The organism is Corallococcus praedator, assembly GCF_003612125.1.
GTDB lineage: Bacteria > Myxococcota > Myxococcia > Myxococcales > Myxococcaceae > Corallococcus > Corallococcus praedator.
This window is the reverse complement of sequence record NZ_RAWI01000145.1, coordinates 1-20,562: the sequence shown is the minus strand read 5'-3', so window position 1 is coordinate 20,562 and position 20,562 is coordinate 1. Positions and strand designations below refer to the sequence as shown.

Below are 20,562 nucleotides of genomic sequence, written 5' to 3'. Positions count from 1 at the left end.
ACCGGCCGGCCTTCATCAGCTCGACGACCCGCTCACGGAACTCCGGAGGGTATGGGGGGCGTGACTTCGGCATCGTGGGACCCTTTTCGCACAGCGGGTGGGACTCCACGAAACCGGGGCAACTTCACTTCGGCATCGTGGGACCCTTTTCGCACAGCGGGTGGGACTCCACGAAACCGGGGCAACTTCACACTATGCTTACTCGAGCGCCGGCACCGAGTTGGTCGCGCACACCCTCGAGAAGATCCACGGGGCTCCCTACGAGTCGTTGCTCGCGGAGTTCCTGGCGCGGGAAGCCGGTATGCACGACACGTGGCTGCGCCTGCGTGCCCAGGACGCCAACCGCTTGGCTCCTGGCTACCACAGCGACAACCCGGTCGGCACCACGCCGATGCCACTCCTGCCCTGGGGCGCGGCGGGAGCATTGAAGGCGACGATGCCGGAGATGGTGAAGTACTTGCGCTTGCAGTTGAGCAACCATCCCGCGGTGACAGAGTCACACAAGCCGCTGGTGCGCTTCGCGGAGGACTTCAGCATTGGCTATTTCTGGAACATCGGCCAGAGCAGCCAGTTGGGCACCCACTACGTGCATCACGGCGGCGTGCCTCGCGCGCAATGCTATCTCTACCTCGTGCCGAAGTATCAGTTGGGGGTGTTCATCATCACCAACCAGAGCGGCGATGCGACCGCCAACGCCATGGAACGCGCGCTGGCGCCCCTCTTTGACAGGGTCGAATCCATGCAGGGTCGCTAGCACGGCGAACAACAGGGAGTGAGTACGCGTCGAGCCCCCGCAGACTTCTCTCAGCTCGACAAGTCGTCGGAGAGCATGTGGAGCAGGGAGGCCGCGCGGTCGAATGGGCGTGACCCGGCTCCGTGGCTCTCCCGCGCTTCATGTGATTCACGAGCGAGGAGGCAGGCGGTGCCAGCAGGAGGCTGTTGCAGCGAGTACTCCTGGGAATGAAAGAGTTGTACTCGACGCCTGGCTGTCGTGTGGAGAGCGTGGCACGTAGCAGTGCAGTAGGCGCTGTCGTCGTGGTGCGTCCGGAGGCTAAAGGCGCGCGATGTCCCTCGTGCAAGGTGCTTAGCGACACGCCGCACCTTCGCAGAGCACCTGCCTCGTCTGCTCGCTCCTCGTGCCCGGCGCACGCATCGGCTCGCCACCGCGCAGCGCGCAGTGGGCATGACGGCTGGAGCTGAAGCCGGAGCAAGGCTTCTCACGCCGCTCGCCATGCCGACGAGTCCCGACACGCTGCTTCGGTTGATGCACAGCGCCCCTCTGCCTCCGCCGACAAGGCCTCGGGTGCTCGGGGTGGATGACTGGGCCCTGCGCAAAGGTCGCACCTACGGCTCCATCCTCGTCGACTTGGAGGCACGCCGCGTCGTCGACTTGTTGCCTGACCGCTCGGCATCGACTGTCGCGGCATGGCTGCGCAAGCACCAAGGCGTCGAGCTCATCGCCAGGGACCGTTCCACCGAGTATGCACGCGCGGCAACTCTCGGTGCTCCCGACGCTCGACAGGTCGCAGACCGCTGGCACCTGCTGCTCAATGGGCGGCAGATGGTGGAGCGCTGGCTGACTGGCACTCACGCGCGCCTGCGGGCACTGCCCGACGTGGCGAGCGCGGAGGCCTCCCCTGTGCGTCGTCACGCAAGCTTCCCGCGCACTCGCGCCGAAGTGCGCACCGGAGAGGAAAGTAGGATCCGTCGAGTTGCTGCGTACGAAGCGGTGCGACGTCTGCACCTGGCTGGACAGCCCTTGCTGAGAATCAGCCGCACCCTGGGGCTGGCGCGAGCAACGGTACGCAAGTACGCCTGCGCAGAAACCTTTCCAGAGCGCGCGGTTCGAGTGCCCGGTCCGAGCATCCTCGACCCCTTTGTGAGATTCGCGCCAAGGGCTTCGGCGGCACGTCGCGGCAGGTCCATCGGTGGCTCCAAACGCGGCGCACGGCGCACGGCGCCGTCGCGCTCGACGCCCCGTACACGTCGCGGCTCCCATTCAATCCCGAAGAGCCCGCGCCCCGTCACAAGCCTCCCATCGCCCAAGCAACTCGCGTGGCTCTGCGTCCAACCGCGGTCCGCGCTCACATCCACCGAGGCAGCCACGCTGACTCGCATCGAGCAGGATGAGGAGGCTGCACGCGTCGTTGCGCTGACATGTCGCTTCGGTGAGCTGGTGCGCGAGCGGGGCGTCACGCGCGGTGCTGAGCCGGCCACTTCCTGCGCCGCCTTCGAGCAGTGGCTGGGCGAGGCACGCACGTGCGGCGTGCGCGCGGTGGAATCCTTTGCGCAGGGACTTGAACAGGACGGCGATGCCGTCCGAGCCGCGCTGACTATGCCTTGGAGCAATGCTCAATCCGAAGGTCAAATCACGAAGCTCAAGCTCCTCAAGCGCCAGATGTACGGCCGCGCCAGCTTCGACCTGCTGCGCCGTCGCGTGCTGCTCGCTGCCTGAATTGGCGCTTCACATGAAGCGCGGGAGAGCCACGGAATCGGGGTACGCTCACGCTCAACCCAACCCCGGAGGGACAATGAGCGTCCTGGTGGAGACCGAGCCCGTGGAGGGTACGCCCCGAGGTGCCTTCACCCTGACGCTGTGGGGGGAGGCCGGCAAGCGCCCCATCATCCTCGGCGACATCAAGTTCCCGTGAGTGGACGGGGCGGTCAGGCGCCTCACTCCGGATACGAGTTCTTCGCCGCATCCCTGCGACCGGGCTCCGCGGCCTGGCTCTCCTGCCACTCGCGGTGAGCAGCGAGCTTCGCCTCGATGGCTTGGGCCAGCCTCGAGGGAACCTCCTCGGCGAGGAAGGGCGAGAGCTGCTCGAGCGCCCGTTCGAGCTCCGGAAATGGCACCTGATTCTTGTCGACCAGGATCTTCCAGGGCTCGGAGACGGAGCCTCGCTCCAGATTGAAGGCGACTCGCTCCACCTGCCGTTCAGTGGGGACAGCGATGCGGACTCCCGCGAAGCGGTCATTCTCACACGCGCTGACCCATACGTCCGTGTGCGAACCCACCTTCCCTCGCCTTCCCCGCTCCCCGTACTCGACGCCACATGCACGCAGGGGACGCAGTTGCGCCTGAATGTCGGCCAACGCCTGAAGGCCCCCCACGTCGGTCATCCCGATCATTCCGACGTCGGTCGGCTTCCGGCCCAGCAGCATGACCGCTGCGGACATGCCGCCGACCACTACCGCGACCGCGGCGATGATGAGAATCGTGTTCTTGCTGGACTTCCGTGCTGGCTGCATGGGCAGTGTCCTCATGGCAAGGGGCTCACTCGGGATACGAGGTCTTTGGGCTTGCCCCGATTTCGTGGGGCACGCTCAGAACTGTGTGACGTGGCGGCTGGCCTGCCGCAGCGCAAGGCAATTGCAGAGGGTGCGCAGAGGGTCGTCTTGAGACATCGCTACCGGGAAGTATACGTGGGCCCGCGCGAGTCCGCTTAGAGACACGCGCATGAGGACCCACCCACCGGTTCCACGATGCCTGGGTGATGGCCGCGGCCCTCTTCGTGGTGCTCCTGTGCGCGGCGGGCGGGTGGGCGACCCCGAGCGTCTTCATCGTCCCCCCAGCGCGAGAGTTCGACTGGAGCCGGGCCCTCGTCTCCCCGGCCGTATCGGTGAACCGGGTGCCCTACGGGCTGGCGGGGCCGTTCGCTGCGGCGCTGATGCAGAAGTTCGGCATCCGGCGCACGACGCCCATGTCCCTCTGCATCATCGCGACGGGCGTGGCGCTGACGAACTCCCTCCGCGCGCCCCCTGCCTCTGCGCCTCAGCCTGTCTCTCGCAGGCAGCTTCATGGTCCTGCGCCGCCTGGCAGCCCGTACAAAGCTGCCGGCTCACAGGCAGTACTGAGCCTTCCCGGGTTTTGTGGACACCCGAGATGAGGTGACCGAAGGATGTCCACGACGATGCCGAGACGAGAGCGAAGGAAGTACAGGCGGTCTCAAGCGGTGAACGCACCACTCGGGTGCTCACCATGGCACCCTGCTCGACGGGAGGCACTGGGTGCGAGGCCGAGGGAAAGCAGCAAAGGCAGGCGCTCCGTCACGGCGTGGCGACCGCGCTGACGTCCTCGGCCAGGGGAACCGTGAAGCGGAACGTCGCGCCGTGTCCCCACTCACTCTCGACCCAGATGCGGCCACCATGCGCGTCGACGATTCCTCTCGCGATGGCGAGCCCCTGGCCGGTCCCCCTGTATTTCGCCTCGCCGCTGCGCCAGTACCGGTCGAAAAGATGCTTGATGTCGTCCGCGCGAATCCCAGGACCATCGTCCGCGACCGCGAACACGCTCTGGTTCCCGTGCGCCTCGACCTTGAGGGTGATGTGCCCGCCCTCGGCGGTGACCTTGGCGGCGTTGCCGACCAGGTTGGACAGGACCTGCAGGATGCGAACCCTATCGCAAAGAATGGGCGGGAGGCGCGGCTCGACCTCCGCGGTCATCGTCAGCCGATGTTCCTGCGCGACGCGCTCGAAGCTCGCCAGCGTCTCGTTGACCAGCGCGCCCGCGTCATTGGGCTGACGCTTGATGGAGAGGTGCCCGCGCTCGATGTTCACGAAGTCGAGCAGGTCGTCGATGAGCCGCATCATGCGCTCGGCCGCGCGTTGGATTCGCTCGACCGCCTTGGGGACTGGAAGCTCGGGCCGCCTCGCGGTGGCTTCTTGCCGTGCGAGCGCGTCGGTGGTCATGATGATGGTCGAGAGGGGGTTCCTCAGGTCGTGAGACACCACCCCGAGGATCTGCTCACGCTCTCTCACCGCGACCTGCGCCTGTCTGTACAGTTGGGCGTTCTCCCTGGCGAGCGCCTCGTATCTGTCACTCGAGCTCTCGGCGACGAGGCGGTCTCGTTCAGATGCGGCGCCTCGTGTCTCCGCCTGGGCACGCTCCTCCTCGGCGTCCTCGCGTCGGGTGATGTCGCGCCGCCACGCGCGGTCACGCTCGAGCGCGATCGCGAGTTGATTGGCGATGGCATTGACGAAGGTCAGGTCCTTCTTGTCGAGGGACATGGCCCCTTCGAGCTGAAGGGCACCGAAGAGCGAGTGCTCGGCCACCACGAGCGGGATGACGATGAACCGCTTCTCTTCATCCCCTTCACTCCGCTCCTGCCGGGGCAGCAGGGTCTCACCCGGCTGCTCGCTGAGTCCGAGGGACTCGGTCGACTTCGCCCCGACGAGGTAGGCATAGGAGGCCTCCGCGTGTTCCTTGACCGCTCGCAGCCGTTCGGAGTCCTGAAGCTCGGACGGCCAGATGATCATCCTCGACTGGCCATTCTCCGTCTGGATGAGGACCGCGCTGCGCAGGGGTAGCGACTTCGCGAGGATGCCAAGCGCGGGGTCGAAGGACTGCGCGACGCTCTTGAAGCTCGCGAAGAGCTTGCTGATTTCATACAGGTGCTCGAGCCGTCGATAGGCCTGCTCCAGGCTCCCGAACGAAGGGTCGGCGGGGGGCAGGCCACGCGTGCGCTGTCCGCTCGCCTCCTCTCGCATGTCATGGCGAGATGCCTTCTTTCGCCGACCAGGGTTCATCCTTGTCTCGTATCCTCGTGCTGTGACAGATGCTTGGTATCCTCGGGGGCGGCCCAGGAAGGCGTCGGGAGCTCGCTCACGGGCGCACCGATTCGCAGCCCTCCCCGCGCGACCGTCATGAAGTGGGTGCGCCGCTCATGCTCACTGCCACGAGTCTTCACGACCGTCAGCGTAGGAGCCAGCCGGCCGGCCGCTTCCCTGTAGCGCAGCATGAGCAGGTTGTCGGCGATGGGTGAGAGCCCCTGGTCCGTGACTCGCTCCATGGAGCAGAGCGAGGACGACTCGAGCGTGAGGACGCTGGTGATGCCGAGGGTCTTGAAGCGGACCACCAGCTTGTAGAGCACGTGGCGGAACTCGTCGATGGGGGTGTGCGCCGTCAGCAGTTGCGTCACGGCGTCGAGCACGACGCGTGAGGCCTTGAGCGCCTTGAGCTGGTCCGACAGCACGGTGAGGAACTGACCCGCGCGCAAATGCTCCCGGGAGACGTAGAGCACCTGGATGAGGCCCGCGTCGAGCTGCGCGCGCAGCGGCAAACCCAGGGCCTCGGCGCTGGCGAGCAGCTGCTCGGGCCCCTCCTCCATCGAGACATAGAGGCCCGGCTCCCCAGCCCTGGCGCCCTCCAGGAGGAACTGGATTCCGAAGGTGCTCTTGCCGACGCCCGCGCTGCCAGAGACGAGGGTGGTGCTTCGCCTGAGCAACCCACCGCCCATCAGCCCGTCGAGCCCGGGAGTGCCAGAGCCCAGCCGGGAGGAAGCCTCCAACGCGGGGGGAGGGGCCTCCACGCGGAGTTGTTCCCCGTAACGAGGGAAGATGGAGACCCCCCCGGCGCCAATGGCAATGGAGTGTCGGCCCTTGAGGTGAGCGGTGTTGCGAAGCTTGTACACCTCGATGTAGCGCTCCCGCTCCAGGCCCTCCTCCGTGGAGCTGAGGATGATGACGCCGTCCACCACGGTCTCCTCGACGCCCATGCGGCTGACCTGACGGGAGCCGTAGGGGATGTCGGTGGGAAAGAAGCCGACGGCCTGTGCGTTCTGGACGATGCTACAGAGGTGGAAGACCTTCTCGCGGCTGAGCTGCGGGTCCGTCACCTTGTCCAGGAACACCGAGACGGAGTCGATGACCACGCGCCGGGCCTTCATGGCCTTGATGCGCTCGCGAATCATCAAGAGGTGGGCCTCCACCATGATGTCGGGCTGGGGGATGAAGACGATCTCCACCATGCCGCGCTCAATCTCCCTGTCGAGCTCCCAGCCGAGGCCCTTCGCGGCGGCGCGGAGGCGCTCCTCACTCTCCTCGAAAGAGAAGAGGATGCCTTTCTCGCCCGCGAGCGCGCCCCGGTAGATGAACTCGAGAGAGAGGACGGTCTTTCCGGTGCCCGCGACGCCGCTGAGCAGGAGGCTCGACCCCCAGGGGATCCCGGGCCCGAGAATCTCGTCGAGCTTGGTGATGTGCGTCTTGCAGCGCTCCTGCGGCTCCTCCGGAATCAACTCGCGTTTGATGGCCTCGCGGGGCGCGAACATCTCCAGGCCGTTGGAGGTGATGAGGAAGGGATGCTCGTCCCGGCTGTGGTCCGTCCCCCGCATCTTGACGATTCTGAAGAAGCGCTGGTGCTCGCCCTGGGACACGCGCTGAGAGAGGACGAGGAGGCCGTCGACGATGGAGAAGAGGGGATTGCTCTCATAGTCGGCGGGCCCGTACTCGCCGAGGAGCAGCGCGGTGGTCTCCCAAGCCATCAGGTTCACGGCGATCTCATAGCCGAACGTCCTGAGCTCCTCCCTGGAGGCCGCCAGGTCATCAAAGGCCTTGAAGCTGTCGATGACGACGATGTCTGGCTTGACCTGCTTGAGGTTGTCCATGATGAGCGCGAGGGCCGCATCGAAGCTCCTCAGCCGCAGCATGGCGCCGAGGTCCACGAACTGGACGCCCTCCTCGAACTTCTTCGGGTCGAAGAACGAGAACTGCTGGAGGTGCCGCAGCGTCTTCGCGGTCGGCTCCGAGAGGGTGTTGAAGGCGAGGACGCGGTGGGCGGCCGAGGCGTTGTGGAAGCAGATCTGCTGGGTGAGCGTCGTCTTGCCCGAGCCGGGGGGGCCGCACACGGCGGTGACGGAGCCCTTGGGCAGGCCACCCTTGAAGAGCTCATCGAGGTTGGGGACGCCGGTCTGGAGGCGCGGGATGTCGATTCTCTTCGTCATGACGTTGTGTCCTCGCCCGCGGTGACGCGTGGGCGGACCGCCTCCGGAAGTGCGACTTTGGAGAGTTCCGCATGCAGCTCCGGCGTTAAGATTTCAGCGGTCAGGTTGCCGAGCACGGTGAGGAACTCCACGAGCACGAATCGACTGCCCTCCCTCAGCCCGGAGTCGTGCCCGGAGTGGACCTGCTCACGAAGCTCTCCGAACCGGAGCCCCCCCACCCGCTCGACGTTGAGGGACGCGAAGAGCGGGAACCGCTCGGAGGCATTGTGCAGAACGCGTTCGGCGATGGCGGTCAGCGTCACTTCGCCGAGCGTGGTCAACGTCTGTTTCCACAGCACGGTGAGTGCCGCCTCGAAGAGCTGGAGAAAGGCCTCCGTCGATAGATTCCTGGCGGCTCGGTCCAGCCAGGCGTCGACGCAGGCCGCGTGCTGACCCTCGTCAAGCACGGTTTCCCTCACCCGCTCGAACGACCCGCGCCTTGGCTGGAAGGCCGTCGCCCCCGCACTGCCCGCACTGAAGGAAGATGGTGCTCAGCGTGGCGGAGGGGGCGCCCACGTTCTCACCGGTGCTGGACGAAAGTGGGGCCGCCAGGGAGGCGGCTCGTTGGGTGCATCCCTGGAGTGCTTTGGCTGCCCATCGCATTCTTTCCCGCTCTCATCACCTCTAACGTCCCGCCGCGATGGACGTAGGCGCAGGGCTGGTACTCCGGGATAATGTAAGGGCGACGATATATTCGAGGAGTGGTTGACAGACTGGGCGGGGGCCAGCCCGTACGCCAGCAGATACGACATGGGCGGTAGGGGCGCTCTCAAGCGGTCGTCGCAACAGCTGACGCGAATACTTCGGCAGGCGTTCGCCATGCCAGCGTTTGACGCGGGCGCCCGTTAGGTTCGTGCTCGATGGCGTCGAGTTGCTTGCCGGTTGGTGTTTTCGTTGCTGCCGCGCTGCCAGGGGCTGTGCGGGTCGCAGAAGGAGACTTGTACCTGGGTGTCGATGGTGAAGCGTGCGTGCTCGGCCATCTCCTTGCCCTGGTCCCACGTGAGCGAGCGGCGCAGATGCTCGGGCCGCCGCTGAATCTGCTCTGTCATGGCCTCGTGGACGCGCTCTGCCGTCCGGCCGTGCGGCAACTCCAGTCACATCACGCAGCGGCTGTGGCGCTCCACGAGGGTGCCGACAGCGGACCTGCCTGCCTTGCCGATGACGAGGTCGCCCTCCCAGTGGCCCGCGACCGCGCGGTCCTCGGCTTCTGACGGCCTCTGGCTGAGCATCAACCTATCGCGCAGCTGTCCGCCCACGTCGTTGCGCTTGCTGGGCCGGCGCTGGGTCCGGCCTGTGCGCAGGCAGGCGGCGAGTTCTTTGCGCAGCGAGCCTCGCGCCGGTGAATCGAGCGAACTTCGCGGCATCCGAGCGGCGCGGCTGGCACTCCACCATCGGAGGGCCCCGCGCCGCTTCCTGTCGGGCGCCTGTGGCGGTGTCACAGCCGCCCAGCCCGCTCTCGCGGCTCAGCCGTACAGCTCGCTCAGCGGTCCCGGCGCGATGCGCGTGCTGCCCTCCTGCCCGAAGGTGTTGAAGTCCGCGTCTCCGAACGCGTGGCCGAGCGTGTTGAAGAGGTTGGAGACCTGCCGGTTCCGGGCCGCGTCGTACTTCGGGTACACGACCGTGCGCCCGTCGGTCTTCAGGCCCAGCGCGTTGCCGCCCACCACGAGCTTCGGCCACTCACGCGAGGTCGAGTGGTGCTGCTCGCCGTTGTCGGACATGAAGACGATCGCGGTGTGATCCAGCATCGAGCCGCTCGCGCCGACCTCCGGCGTGGCGGCCAGCGTCCTCGCCAGGTTCGCCACCAGCTGCACGTGGCGGCGGGTGACCTCGGCGACGCGCTCCCAGTTCTGCCCCGCATCCAGGCCGTGCTGCAGGCTGTGTCGCGGGATGTCGGTCACGTCCGGGCCGTAGGCCACGTCGAAGCCCGAGGTGCCCGTCGCCAGCACCACCGTGTTCGTCAGCCCGCCCAGGAGGGACGCCGTGGCGATCTGGAACTGCGCCTCGAACCACTTCAGCGAGTCGGGCGGTGAGCCCGCGCCGGTGATGAGCGGGTTGTCCTTCGGCGCCAGCGGCAGGTAGGGCCGCACGCGGTCCGCCATGCCCGCGAGCTGATCCTCCCGCGTGCGCAGCGACTCGAGCGAGGAGAGGTAGCGCTCCAGCTTCAGCCGCTCGTTGGAGTTGCCGCGGAACTCCGCCAGCGCCTTGCGCGAGTCGGCCAGCGCGAAGTCGAAGAGCATCTTGCGATCGCGCCCATTCGTCGAGCCGCCGAGCAGCGAGCCGAAGGTGCTGTCGAACGCGAGCGACGGGTTGACGATGATGCCCGCGGGCTTGCGGGGTCCGAGCGCGCAGGTCTCGTACACGATCGACACGCGCGCGGAGCTGGTGCCCAGGCGCAGCACGTCGAACGGTGCACCCCGGCGCAGGCGAGGTGCGATCACCGCGTCGAAGGTCGCGCCCGCGCCGTTCACCGCGCAGCTCAGCCCGCCCGTCCCGCTGGAGTGCCCGCCGCCCGCGATGAGGTTCGAGAGCCCCAGCAGCACGGCGGAGCGGTTCACCAGGTCGAGGTTGCCGGAAGACGCCGCCAGCGGCCCGAGACTGATCGCGCTGGCGAGATTGTCGCCCTCACGCACCAGCGGCGTGTCCTTGTACGCGTCCCAGAAGAGGCGGTCGGAGGTGTTGGCGCGTCCACCCAGCGCCGCGCGGGTGCCCGTGCTCAGGAGCGCGCGGGGGTAGACGCCATTGCACTCGAGGACCAGCACCAGGCGCGCCGGCAAAGCTGACGACTGGGCGTAGACGTCGTGGAAGTAGGGCGCGAAGAGGCCGGCGGCCATGCCCTTCAGGACGGTTCGTCGCGAGAACATGACAGTCACTCTCCAGCCTGCGGCACACGCCGCGTCTTCCAGGTGTCGCTGGTCATCAGCGTGGTCAGCATCTTGGAGAACGAGCCGTTGTTCTGGTCATAGGCCTGCTCCATCTGCGTCAGCGTGCAGGCGTCGCTCGGGTTCTCCGGACGGGCCATGAAGTAGCGGAAGGCCTGTCGCACGAAGCAGCGTTTCACGTGCCGCGACGTCGCCAGGCGCTCGCTCAACTCCACCGCGTCGCGCACCGCGCCGTCCAGCGCGGGGTCCGGCATCGACGTGAGCGTCGAGCTTCCGTCCGGCGTGGTCCAGCCTCCGCTGGTCGAGTGATCCCGCGCGCGCAGGAAGCCCGCGTGGTTGTAGATCTCGAAGGGCAGGCCGAGCGGCTCCATCAGGCGGTGACAACCCTGACACTGCGCTCCGGCGGTCGCCTCCTGCAGGCGGCGGCGCGCGTTCTTGTCGGCAGCGTGAGCGCCGACCTGGGCTGCCACCTGCACGCTGCTGAGCGGCGGGACGAAGCCGCACAGTAGGTTCTCGCGCACCCACTTGCCGCGGTGGACGATGGACGGATCGTCCTCGAAGTTGCCGCCGTGCGCGGCCAGCCACACCGGGTGGGTCAGCACGCCCGCGCGCTCGGTGGCAGGCAGCTTCTTCCAGCGGCCCGCGACGGTCGCCGGGAGGATCTCGCTGACGTTGTAGGGGTGCGAGAGGCCCTTATGCGAGTCGTACGCCGCGTCCTGCATGGAGGGCACGTAGAAGGTGCGCGTGGTGAGGAGGTTCGCCAGCACGTCCTGATCCTCGACGACCACCCGCGCGATCAGATCGTCGAACTGCTGGATGAAGGTCGGCTCCAGCGGATGGAAGTTGGTGAGCAGGTTGTCGTACGAGACCGAGCTGATGTAGCCGAGCCCCTCGAGCTCGAAGCGCGAGGTCGCCGCCGGGGACTCCTTGAACACCGCGGACACGTGCTCGTAGCCGAGCCACTCGCGGAAGAAGCCCGCGACGCCGTCACCCAGCCAGTACTGCCCGCGCTTGGAGCGCTGCTCCTCGTTGTAGTCCTGCACGAGATCGAAGCGCGGTGTCCCGTTCTGGTTGGCGTCGACGCCGCCCAGGTGCTTCTTGATCAGGGCGGTGGTCGTCGCATCCTGCGTGAGCGAGCCATCCTTCGCGGCAAGGGCCACGTCCGCCAGATGCCCCTCGAGGGGCGCGGAGTAGTACGGCCACACGAAGCTCGGCGTGGCCGAGGGCGCGCGCCCCCCAAGCGCGTAGGCCAGCTGCGAGCCCAGCTCGAGGCTGGTCAGTTGCACGCGACCGTCGGCCGGCTCGCCGCCCATCTCGCGGCGGAACATGGCGCCGGTCATCATCCACGCGGCGTTGGAGATCCGCGTGATGGAGTCCGCGCGGTTTTGCGGGGAGCTGCTCGGCTCCTGCGCGATGACCGCGGTCGCGAAGGCGGTGAGGCGGGTGAGCTCATCCTCGGTGGGCGGGCGGAAGAAGACGCCGAACTCGAGCATCTGGCCGAGGTGGAAGCGCTTGCAGGTGTCGCTCGGGTTCGAGTCGCTGAACATGCAGTTGAAGCGGCTGTTGGTGTAGACACGCTCCATCCGGTTGCCGTCCGGGTAGTTCATCGTCCACGGCGAGGCGGCCGCGCCGACCACCGGCAGGAAGAGCTCCACCGTGGCCTCGTCCAGCGTCTCGTCCGTGGCCCAGGAGCTGTACTGCTCGATGGCGCTGGGATCGAGCGGGTTGTCGTAGAAGCTGAACCCGGTCCAGCTGCGCTCGACCGAGCCACCGACGTTGCGGGTGAACTCGCGCCGGTTCATGCGGCGGATGCGCGTCGGCGCATCCGAGCGCACGCCTTCGGTGCAGCTGAAGAGCGCGGACTGATCGAGCAGGTTGGGCTCCGACACCACGGTCACGGGCGGGCCGTCCGTGCCGCTGCAGAGGGGCATCCCCTGCCCGATCCAGGCATCGAGCGCGGCGAGCTCGGCTGCGCTCGCGCGCTCATGCGGGGCCGGCGGCATCGGAGACGCGTCGTCGCGCATGCGGATGAGCGCGCGCTGGGCGTTGCTGAGCCTCCCATCCATCGCCGAGCTCACCCGCATGTCGTGCAGGGTGCGCAGCGGCATCGTCGCCCCCTGGGTCGGCAGCGCGCCGTGACAGCTGGCGCAGCGATTGGCGAGCACCGACTGCACCACGCACGCGGCGCCCAGGTTCCCGCCGGGCTCGCCAGGCTCACCTGGGTTGTTGGGGTCTCCGTTGTTGGTGCTTGGCTCGATGGTGCCCTTGCACGCAACGAGGCTCAACAGTCCAGCCAGCAGGAGGACGCGGTTCATCTGGCAAGACTGGCACGGACGGAGGGTGGGATAGCAAGCAAGCTTTGCCAAACGGGCTCAGACCTGCCTGGGTACCCTGTGGTGCCGCCGTTGCCTCTCTGCAGCACATCAAGGGCCTCGCGATGAATATCGCGAGGCCTTCGTGCTCAAGCCCCTGAATCCCAAATGATTCAGGGCTGCGACTTCGTCTGCGCGGCGGCGGGCACCGGGAAGCCGCGCTTGCGCATCAGCGCGTTGATGCCGGCGTCGCGGCCGCGGAACGCGCGGTAGCCCTCCGCCGGGTCCACGGTGTTGCCCACGGAGAAGACGCTCTTGCGCAGCTTCTCCGCCACCGCCTTGTCGTACGCGCCCTTGCCCTCGGTGAAGCCCTCGAAGGCGTCCGCCGTCAGCGTGTCGGACCACAGGTAGCTGTAGTAGCCCGCCGAGTAGCCATCGCTCGCGAAGACGTGGCCGAACTGCGGCGTGCGATGGCGCATCACGATCTCCTTGGGCATGCCCAGCGCATTGAGCGTGTCGCGCTCGAAGGCATCCGCGTCGATGCTCACGTCGCCCGCCAGGTGCAGCTTCATGTCCACCAGCGCGGAGGACAGGTACTCCACCGTGCCGAAGCCCTGATTGAACGTCGCGGCCTTCTCGATGCGCGCCACCAGCGCCTGGGGGATGGGCTTGCCCGTCTGGTAGTGCAGCGCGAAGGTGTTGAGCACCTGGGGCGTGGACAGCCAGTGCTCCAGCAGCTGCGAGGGGAACTCCACGTAGTCGCGCGCGACGCTGGTGCCGGCCAGAGACGGATAGGACACCGACGAGCTGAGGCCGTGCAGCGCGTGGCCGAACTCGTGGAACAGCGTGCTCGCGTCCTCCCAGGAGATGAGCACCGCCTCGCCGGGCGCGCCCTTCACGAAGTTGGAGTTGTTGGAGACAATGGTCGTCACCTCACCCTTGAACCGCTCCTGGTTGCGGTACGCGTTCATCCACGCGCCGGAGCGCTTGCCCGGCCGCGCGTACGGGTCGAAGTACCACAGGCCCACGTGACGGCCGGAGGCTTGGTCCTTCACCTCCCAGACACGGACATCCGGGTGGTAGACGGGCACGTCCGTCACCGGCGTGAAGGCGAAGCCGAACAGCTCACCGGCCACCCAGAACATGCCCTCGCGCAGCTTCTCCAGTTGGAGGTAGGGCTTCACCTCGTTCTGGTCCAGGTCGTACTTCGCCTTGCGGACCTTCTCCGCGTAGAAGCGGTAGTCCCAGGGCTCGATCTTCAGCTTCGCGCGCTCCTTGTCGGCCACCTTCTGCATGTCCGCCACCTCCTCGCGGACACGGGCCACGGCGGGCTTCCACACCGCCTCCATCAGCTCCATGGCGCGCTCGGGCGTCCGGGCCATGGCGTTCTCCAGGCGCCAGTGCGCGTGCGTGGCGTAGCCCAGGAGCTTCGCGCGCTCGGCGCGCAGCTTGAGGACCTCCGGGATGATGGCGTTGTTGTCGCGCGCATCCCCGTTGTCGCCCCGGTTGACGTAGTTGCGCCAGACCTTCTCGCGCAGGTCGCGGCGCGACGAGTAGGTCAGGAACGGCTCCATGGAGGAGCGCGTGTTGGTGATGATCCACTTGCCCTTCTGCCCCCGCGCCTCGGCCGCGGCGGCGGCGCCCGCGCGCACGGAGTCCGGCAGGCCCGCCAGGTCCGCCTCGGACTCCAGGACGACGGTGTAGCCCTCCTCGTCACCGAGCACGTGCTGGCTGAAGGACGTGTAGAGCGACGCCAGGCGCTGGTTGATGGCGCCCATCCGCGCCTTGGCCGCCGCGTCCAGCTTCGCGCCGGAGCGCACGAAGCGCGTGTAGTGCAGCCACGCCAGGCGTTGCTGCTCCGGCGTCAGCTTCGCCTTGTCGGGGGACTGGTAGACGGCTTCGATGCGGCGGAAGAGGCCCTCGTTCTGGAAGACTTCGTCCTCGAAGGCGGCGAAGCGGGGTGCCATCTCCCGCTCCACGGCCTGGAACTCCGGGCTGCTCAGCGACGAACCCCAGATGCCGTAGAGCGTCCTCTCCTTGGCGTACGTCCGGCCCGCGTCCTCCAGCGCGGCCAGCGTGTTCTCGAAGTCGGGCGCGGCGGGGTTGCTGGCGATGGCGTCCAGCTCCCGGCGGTACTGGTCCATCGCCGCGGAGATTGCGAGCTTGAAGTTGTCCACCTTCACCTGGGCGAAGGGAGGCACGCCGCCGTACGGGCCGGGCCACTTCCCCGGCAGGGCCATCCGGGCCGCACCCGGCGCGGCGGCCTCGCTCGTGGGGGCCGGCGCGGCGACTTCGGGGCGGGCCTCCGGGGACGTCGTCGCACAGCCGGAGGAGACGAGCGCGGCCACACCCGCGCTGGCGAAGAAGAGGTTGCGCATGAACAGGGGTTCTCCCGACGAAAAGGGGTGTGCACCAAAGCACGGAATCAGGTCCCCCCAACGCGTTCTGAAGGCCGCGTCTTCCCGACCGAGGACAGACGCCACGCGAGGCAGTGACGGATCCTCATCCCTGCTTCTGACGGATCAGGGCTTCGGCTTGCTGGAGAAACTCTGCCCCACGAAGTAAGGGGCGAAGGCGCCGGTCTTGCGATCGACCCAAGGAGGGTTGCCCGATTCGCCGATTGTGAAGGGCTGGCCCTTCGCGTCCACACCCCGGATGTCGGTGCCGTCATAGATGGGGCCTTTGGGCTCATAGGCCGGCCCGGGGAAGGACAGGGTGTACAGGGTCTTTCCTTGCGGGTCCTTCGCCTCCCAGACCTGGGATTTGCCTCCGAGGAAGAAACCGCCCGTCAAAGAGATGGCGCCTGACAGGTGGTACTGCTTCCAGGGGCCATGGGGCTGACCTGCCTTGAAGAACCCCTCCTCCAGAGGCTTTCCATTGGCCTGGAAGAGCGTGAAGGCGCCATGCCGGACACGGCCCTGGGGAACCTGGATCCAACACGAGACAACGCGGCCCCACAGGGAATCCGTCTCCTCCATGGGCTCCGCCTGAGGAGGACAGGGGCGCTGGGCCCACAGCTCCATTCGCGGATCATTGGGGCCTGAGTAGAGGGGGGCTGAGGAGAGGGGGGCTGAGGAGGGCGCCTCCGTCCTGGAACAGCTCGATAGGAGCGTGCTGGCCAGTGCCAGCGCTGACGCGGCCATCCATGCACCCCAAGGGTGTGCCTTCATCCAAATGACTCCTGCCCTGCCGGGCTCGATTCAGGTCCGGAGAGTACTCCGAGAAACGTTCCACCTACACCGGGATGAAGCCCCTCTGACGTTCCAATCCCAGGCACTCGCCTCGGCCACGGCGTCCGCCATGCTGCTGCGCTCACGGGACCTGCGCGTCCCAGAGCCGTGAATCATTCAGGTGGCGCTTCATCACAGCCACAGTGCCAGCGGCGGCCACAGATGACAGGCTCTTCGTCGGCGCCGATCGTGAAGACCTGGTCGAGCGCGGGCGAACCCACGTCTCCCATGAACTCTTCCGGTTCGTGCTGCTCGACCTTACAGCGTCCCCTCTTATCGGGTGGCTCCATGTCTCCACATTGCAAGGCCAGGGAAGGATGTCCAAGGTGACGGTCCAGTCCGGCCATCCGGTGTCGGTCGCAACATCCGTGCAGCCAAGCCCCTGCCGCGCACCTCATGGGCGGGCGGCCAGGGCCAGCGTGTACCCCACAAGGAGCTCAAGCCGCTCCTCCACCCGCCTGGCTCACTGCTTGAGCAGCCCCATCTGCGGCCCTCCGCGGCACCTCCGCTCCTGCCCTCACCCTCCTCATGGCCTCTATCCCGCATATACGCTGCACGAGTGCCTCACTGGGAAGCTGCCGTTCAAGGAGTCGGCGGATCCTGACAATGCGGTGCTCAACCGCGCCCTGCCCCCGATACCTGCGGACGTGCCGCTGAAGCTGGATGTGGTTGTGCGCCGCGCGACGACGAAGCGCGCGCTGGAGCGCTACCCGTCGACGCTCGCGTTCCGCGAGGCGCTGGTGGAGGCGATTGGAAAGCTGCCGACGCACGAGGAGCTCGCGGAGCACTTGGCGAAGCTGTTCCCGCCGGAGAGCGATGCGCGCGCGGCGCGGCGGGCGACGAGCAATGTGCAGGAGTTCTCCTCGGCGGAGAGCAGTGCGTCCGCGCCCGCGCAGCCCGTGGCCGCCGCGCAGCAGGCTCCGGTCACCGTGCAGGCTCCGGCGGCGAAGGTCCCCGCGCCCGTGCAGGCCGCGTCCCGGAGGGAAGGGCGGGAGCGCGCGAAGAGCACGGCCCCGGTAATCCCCAGGCAGAGTGCGACCGCCACGATGAGGAGGTTCCAGCGGACACCCGGTGGGAAGGACCGCCGGGGCTCGGTAGGCGGAAGCATGCCGCATTCAAGCGCGCTTGCCTCGCACAACGGAAGAGGGGGAAGCCGCCAACGCTCGCGGCGCGGCGCTCCGTGGCACGTTTCCCAGGAGTCCTCCGCCCCTGGATTCGTGGAGATCACGGGCGAGGCCCGTCAATTCGTAGGGCATCTCAATCAGAGTACAGGCAAAGCATCGTGACCGGGTCGAAGACCGCGTTCCGTCCTCGACCGAAGTCGACTCCGACGTAGGGAGGTGTGGAGTGCATCAGCCGGATCCGCACGGGCTCGGGTTCCGACTCGAACCGGAGGGACACGGGATGCTCTAGAAACCACGCCCGCACCAGTGCGCTCTCCTCTTCCGACAACGACCCTTCCGTCCGCCCGATCATCTGCTGAACCCTGGCTTCGTTTTCCCTGAGCAGGGATTTGAGACGGCGCCATTCCCCGAAATGCCGTCCGCCAACCTGGGCCACTGTCGGAGACAGCGCCAGGAGCGACAGCACGGTCAGCGAGGGAAGCACGCGCCGCCAGAGTCGGACGATCGGGTCGGCCTCATGTCGGGCCACGAAGAATCCACAGAAACCGATCAGGATGAACAGCCAGCCACAAAGTGCTCCCCCCAGGAGAATATCGATGGGCGGATCGCCCGGGATGGATGTTGGCTCAGCCGTCAGCGCCTGCAGCGCCCCCACCGAGCCGAGCGACACGGCGACGCAGGTAGAGGGCACGAACCAGCACACCAGCAACGTCAGCCCCAGGCGTTTGACAGTGCGACTCATCGGTTCGGAATTCATGGACCCTCCCAGACCCGCACCCGTGTATCCAGGACGGACCCTCCGCCTGTGGGCATATCCATCAGCCCCCCCGCGTGAAGTTCTCCTTCCGCTCACCCTCATTGCCCGGCCGGAGCTCGTGAGCCCTTGCATGAAATCAGACTATAGGCGGAATGGGGGCCCTGTTTTGAGGGGGTGGGCTGGTGAAGGGCCGCTGGAAGGCGACGCGCGGGCCCTCGCGTCGCTGATGACCTTCAAGGCCTGAGCTGAAGGCGCCCGTGAGAGGCACTGCGAAGCGCGCATTGCCCCTCACAGCGGGGCAGGCTCATCCGGATCCTTCGCGCATCCAGGCAGCAGGGGTCGACCCGAATGCGATTCCCTGGTGGGATGCGCACCGCATCCCTGATGGCTCCGGAGGCTGGAATGACTCTCTTTCGTGCGCAGGCAGCGTCCCGTCACCTGGTGCGGTGGTGTCTCTGCCTTGTCACGGTCGCGACCGCCGCCTGTCGCTCCGAGAACAAGGAGGGAGCGCGCCAGGACGTCCCTCCCGCGGCGGCGCAGGCTGCCACGCCGGAAGCACCGGCCGAACTTCACGGTGTCGGGGGCGTCGAAGGCGTGGATCCCGCGTATGACCAATCCCGTCAGCCCTCCAGGTTCGTCGCCGCGCTGGGGCTTTCCCCAGGACAACGGATCGCGGATGTCGGAGCAGGCCTGGGTTATTTCACGCTGCGACTGTCGGATGCCGTCGGCCCGACGGGACGGGTGGTCGCGACCGACATCAATGACGAGGCCCTCAAGCAGCTTCGCCAACGTGTCTTCGGGCGGAAGAACGTCGAGGTGCGCAAGGTAACCCCGGACACCCCGGGCCTTGAGCCGGGAACCTACGACGTGATCCTGCTCGCCGAGGTGGACCACTTCCTGCCGGACCGTGTGGCCTTCCTCGAAAGCCTGAGGCCCGCCCTCACCCCGAACGGTCGCATCGCAGTGACGCACCTCCGGGCCATGCGTCCCCCGCTCGTCGCCGCCGCCCAGGCCGCGGGCTACGCCGTCGTTTCGGAGTTCAACGACCTCCCGGTCCACTACCTGCTCTTCCTCCAGCCCGTGCGATCCGGTGACACCTCCAGCACCGCCCCACGGTGACTTCGGGCGCGAGCGGGTAGAGCTGTTGCCCCGGTCGGGTGATGAACGCGGCCCGCCACCCGGCCCTCAACGAAGGTCGCGCAGGCGTCCGAGGCCAGGTGCCTACGGCGCGCTCATGGGGGCCGAGTAGTGCACCGGCGGCGACTCGCCTGGGAAGGTGGGGATCCGCTCGAGGAACTGCTCGTCCACGAAGCACCAGGCCCAGTCCTCCCCAGGCTCGAACGATTTGATGACCGGGTGGGAGCTGGCGTGGAAGTGCCGGGTTGAGTGGCGTGACGGCGAGTCGTCGCAGCAGCCCACGTGCCCGCAGGTCAGGCACATCCTGAGGTGGACCCAGTCACCTCCGTCCTTCAGACACTCCACACATCCGTGGCCACTGGGGTGGATGGGCGCCGTCCGGTGACGCTCGGTCACTTCCAGGTGTGGACATATCTTCTTCATGGCTCGCGCTCCGTGTTGGGGCATCCGTCCGATGGCCCCAGGACGCATAGGGCGAATAGAAGGCCTGTTGAGGGTGGGGGCTGGAGCAGAGGTGCCGAAGAGGGGCGCTGACGGGTGCCGCCGAGCTGTGCGCCTGGCCGGTGGAGAAGCCGTGCAGCCCTCAGGGGGCACACGCCCGCTCAGGCCGCGCTCCCCTCAGGGGCGCGGCACGGGGCTTGGACATGGGGGCCACTGCGGCCTGGCGCTCAACACCACGCGCTCTGGGGTGGCCCCCGTGCTGGGGCCAGTCTCCCAGGCAGCGTGGGCAGTCCCAGCTGCTCCAGGATGGCACGCACCCCACTGGGAGCCGTCAGATACCCCAGCACCCGGCGCCTGCCTCCACACCTGCCGCAGGCGAACACGTCCAGCGCGAAACTCCTGCTTGAGCAACCCGGCCCAATCCAGCTGCGGCGTGCGCTCCTGGGTCGGCTCCTGTCTCGTCGCTGCTAAAGGCAGCTCGCTTGCCTCTTCCGGCTTCGCCTCTGCCTCCGCTTGAGGGAGCAGAAATGGCCGGAGTTTCGCGCCCGGAGCGAAGACACCGTGAAACCTCGTGAGGTTCGACCGAGGCGGAGGTATCAGGGACGCCACGCGACGTAAGAGTTCCAGTCCGGTGAAGAAGATGCGTGTGGTGCCGTCTGGCAACGGACGCTTCATCCGCCAAGCAATGCGGCCGTCCTCCGCTCGTGACGAACGCTCCAGCGCCAACGCGCCGCGCGCTCCATAGCGGCACAGCCGCTCCAGCCCCTGCCGATCATTGGCGTGCAGGTGCGTATGGGCGTGCAGGGATAATCCCTCCAGGAGCACCGGGCGCGCAGGCGCCCACACGATTCGTCAGGGGCGCGGCGTGCGCTTCGGTGCTAGGCCATGCTGCCATGTCCGGCGACTCCCCCGTCCCCCCCCCCGG

General features: G+C 67.4%; 17 protein-coding genes. 4 read left to right on the top strand and 13 right to left on the bottom strand.

The annotated features are described in order from the left end of the window. Positions 1-97 precede the first annotated feature (97 nt). Both D7Y13_RS19760 and D7Y13_RS19755 read left to right on the top strand, forming a co-directional pair. Positions 98-754, top strand: a complete 657-nt coding sequence (locus D7Y13_RS19760) for a serine hydrolase domain-containing protein (protein ID WP_341870427.1) — start codon at positions 98-100, stop codon at positions 752-754. Positions 755-1,027: 273 nt separating this feature from the next. Beyond that, entirely contained in the window at positions 1,028-2,455 is a 1,428-nt protein-coding gene (locus D7Y13_RS19755; protein WP_341870428.1) for an ISL3 family transposase, read from the top strand. Between the two features lie 218 nt (positions 2,456-2,673). Here the strand turns inward: D7Y13_RS19755 and D7Y13_RS19745 are convergent, their stop codons facing one another. The 10 genes from D7Y13_RS19745 to D7Y13_RS19695 all read right to left on the bottom strand — a co-directional run bounded on the left by D7Y13_RS19745 (position 2,674) and on the right by D7Y13_RS19695 (position 15,926). Next, on the bottom strand, positions 2,674-3,249 hold the full coding sequence (locus tag D7Y13_RS19745; RefSeq protein WP_233595766.1) for a hypothetical protein: 576 nt from the start codon (positions 3,247-3,249) through the stop codon (positions 2,674-2,676). 798 nt (positions 3,250-4,047) lie between these two features. Continuing rightward, complete coding sequence (locus tag D7Y13_RS19730) at positions 4,048-5,487, bottom strand: sensor histidine kinase (RefSeq protein ID WP_158620431.1); 1,440 nt, start codon at positions 5,485-5,487, stop codon at positions 4,048-4,050. 35 nt (positions 5,488-5,522) lie between these two features. After that, positions 5,523-7,718: a DUF7125 family protein gene (locus tag D7Y13_RS19725; RefSeq protein WP_120534206.1), complete on the bottom strand. Its 2,196-nt coding sequence runs from the start codon at positions 7,716-7,718 to the stop codon at positions 5,523-5,525. Further along, a complete protein-coding gene (locus D7Y13_RS19720) occupies positions 7,715-8,164 on the bottom strand; it encodes a hypothetical protein (protein ID WP_120534207.1) in 450 nt (149 codons plus the stop codon). The genes D7Y13_RS19725 and D7Y13_RS19720 overlap by 4 nt, the downstream gene beginning before the upstream one ends. Before the next feature lie 438 nt (positions 8,165-8,602). Then, a complete protein-coding gene (locus D7Y13_RS19715; RefSeq protein ID WP_147444405.1) occupies positions 8,603-8,806 on the bottom strand; it encodes a DDE-type integrase/transposase/recombinase in 204 nt (67 codons plus the stop codon). Between the two features lie 45 nt (positions 8,807-8,851). Next, positions 8,852-9,121: a hypothetical protein gene (locus D7Y13_RS45270; RefSeq protein WP_147444404.1), complete on the bottom strand. Its 270-nt coding sequence runs from the start codon at positions 9,119-9,121 to the stop codon at positions 8,852-8,854. A gap of 99 nt (positions 9,122-9,220) precedes the next feature. Further along, positions 9,221-10,618, bottom strand: coding sequence for a DUF1552 domain-containing protein (locus D7Y13_RS19710; protein ID WP_120534209.1), 1,398 nt, complete (start codon positions 10,616-10,618; stop codon positions 9,221-9,223). A 5-nt stretch (positions 10,619-10,623) separates the two neighbouring features. Further along, positions 10,624-12,951, bottom strand: a complete 2,328-nt coding sequence (locus tag D7Y13_RS19705; RefSeq protein ID WP_120584821.1) for a DUF1588 domain-containing protein — start codon at positions 12,949-12,951, stop codon at positions 10,624-10,626. A 170-nt stretch (positions 12,952-13,121) separates the two neighbouring features. Next, on the bottom strand, positions 13,122-15,326 hold the full coding sequence (locus D7Y13_RS19700; RefSeq protein WP_120584820.1) for a M3 family metallopeptidase: 2,205 nt from the start codon (positions 15,324-15,326) through the stop codon (positions 13,122-13,124). A gap of 144 nt (positions 15,327-15,470) precedes the next feature. Continuing rightward, positions 15,471-15,926 (bottom strand): toxin-antitoxin system YwqK family antitoxin, encoded by a 456-nt coding sequence (locus D7Y13_RS19695; RefSeq protein ID WP_147444403.1) that lies wholly within the window; start codon positions 15,924-15,926, stop codon positions 15,471-15,473. Between the two features lie 899 nt (positions 15,927-16,825). Between D7Y13_RS19695 and D7Y13_RS48090 the strand changes: the two genes are divergently transcribed. Beyond that, complete coding sequence (locus tag D7Y13_RS48090; protein WP_244222360.1) at positions 16,826-17,464, top strand: serine/threonine-protein kinase; 639 nt, start codon at positions 16,826-16,828, stop codon at positions 17,462-17,464. Here D7Y13_RS48090 and D7Y13_RS19685 read toward each other — a convergent pair. Next, positions 17,436-18,059: a hypothetical protein gene (locus D7Y13_RS19685; protein ID WP_147444402.1), complete on the bottom strand. Its 624-nt coding sequence runs from the start codon at positions 18,057-18,059 to the stop codon at positions 17,436-17,438. The two genes, D7Y13_RS48090 and D7Y13_RS19685, sit on opposite strands and share 29 nt — an antisense overlap. A 366-nt stretch (positions 18,060-18,425) precedes the next feature. Between D7Y13_RS19685 and D7Y13_RS19680 the strand changes: the two genes are divergently transcribed. Beyond that, positions 18,426-19,178, top strand: a complete 753-nt coding sequence (locus D7Y13_RS19680) for a class I SAM-dependent methyltransferase (RefSeq protein WP_233595764.1) — start codon at positions 18,426-18,428, stop codon at positions 19,176-19,178. Between the two features lie 102 nt (positions 19,179-19,280). On the opposite strand, the gene D7Y13_RS19670 is transcribed toward D7Y13_RS19680, so the two are convergent. Continuing rightward, positions 19,281-19,619 carry a UBP-type zinc finger domain-containing protein gene (locus D7Y13_RS19670; protein WP_120534215.1) on the bottom strand — a complete coding sequence of 113 codons (339 nt, stop codon included), beginning with the start codon at positions 19,617-19,619 and terminating at the stop codon, positions 19,281-19,283. 195 nt (positions 19,620-19,814) lie between these two features. Beyond that, positions 19,815-20,462 (bottom strand): transposase, encoded by a 648-nt coding sequence (locus D7Y13_RS48085; RefSeq protein ID WP_233595763.1) that lies wholly within the window; start codon positions 20,460-20,462, stop codon positions 19,815-19,817. Between the last annotated feature and the right edge of the window lie 100 nt (positions 20,463-20,562).

What these genes read in the sequence shown, in the direction of transcription:
- D7Y13_RS19695 (WP_147444403.1), bottom strand. Translation starts at nt 15,926, where the DNA reads ATGGAGGAGACGGATTCCCTGTGGGGCCGCGTTGTCTCGTGTTGGATC.
- D7Y13_RS19670 (WP_120534215.1), bottom strand. Translation starts at nt 19,619, where the DNA reads ATGAAGAAGATATGTCCACACCTGGAAGTGACCGAGCGTCACCGGACG.
- D7Y13_RS19725 (WP_120534206.1), bottom strand. Translation starts at nt 7,718, where the DNA reads ATGACGAAGAGAATCGACATCCCGCGCCTCCAGACCGGCGTCCCCAAC.
- D7Y13_RS19685 (WP_147444402.1), bottom strand. Translation starts at nt 18,059, where the DNA reads ATGAATTCCGAACCGATGAGTCGCACTGTCAAACGCCTGGGGCTGACG.
- D7Y13_RS19680 (WP_233595764.1), top strand. Translation starts at nt 18,426, where the DNA reads ATGCGCACCGCATCCCTGATGGCTCCGGAGGCTGGAATGACTCTCTTT.
- D7Y13_RS19730 (WP_158620431.1), bottom strand. Translation starts at nt 5,487, where the DNA reads ATGCGAGAGGAGGCGAGCGGACAGCGCACGCGTGGCCTGCCCCCCGCC.
- D7Y13_RS19710 (WP_120534209.1), bottom strand. Translation starts at nt 10,618, where the DNA reads ATGTTCTCGCGACGAACCGTCCTGAAGGGCATGGCCGCCGGCCTCTTC.
- D7Y13_RS19745 (WP_233595766.1), bottom strand. Translation starts at nt 3,249, where the DNA reads ATGCAGCCAGCACGGAAGTCCAGCAAGAACACGATTCTCATCATCGCC.
- D7Y13_RS19715 (WP_147444405.1), bottom strand. Translation starts at nt 8,806, where the DNA reads ATGACAGAGCAGATTCAGCGGCGGCCCGAGCATCTGCGCCGCTCGCTC.
- D7Y13_RS19700 (WP_120584820.1), bottom strand. Translation starts at nt 15,326, where the DNA reads ATGCGCAACCTCTTCTTCGCCAGCGCGGGTGTGGCCGCGCTCGTCTCC.
- D7Y13_RS45270 (WP_147444404.1), bottom strand. Translation starts at nt 9,121, where the DNA reads ATGCCGCGAAGTTCGCTCGATTCACCGGCGCGAGGCTCGCTGCGCAAA.
- D7Y13_RS19705 (WP_120584821.1), bottom strand. Translation starts at nt 12,951, where the DNA reads ATGAACCGCGTCCTCCTGCTGGCTGGACTGTTGAGCCTCGTTGCGTGC.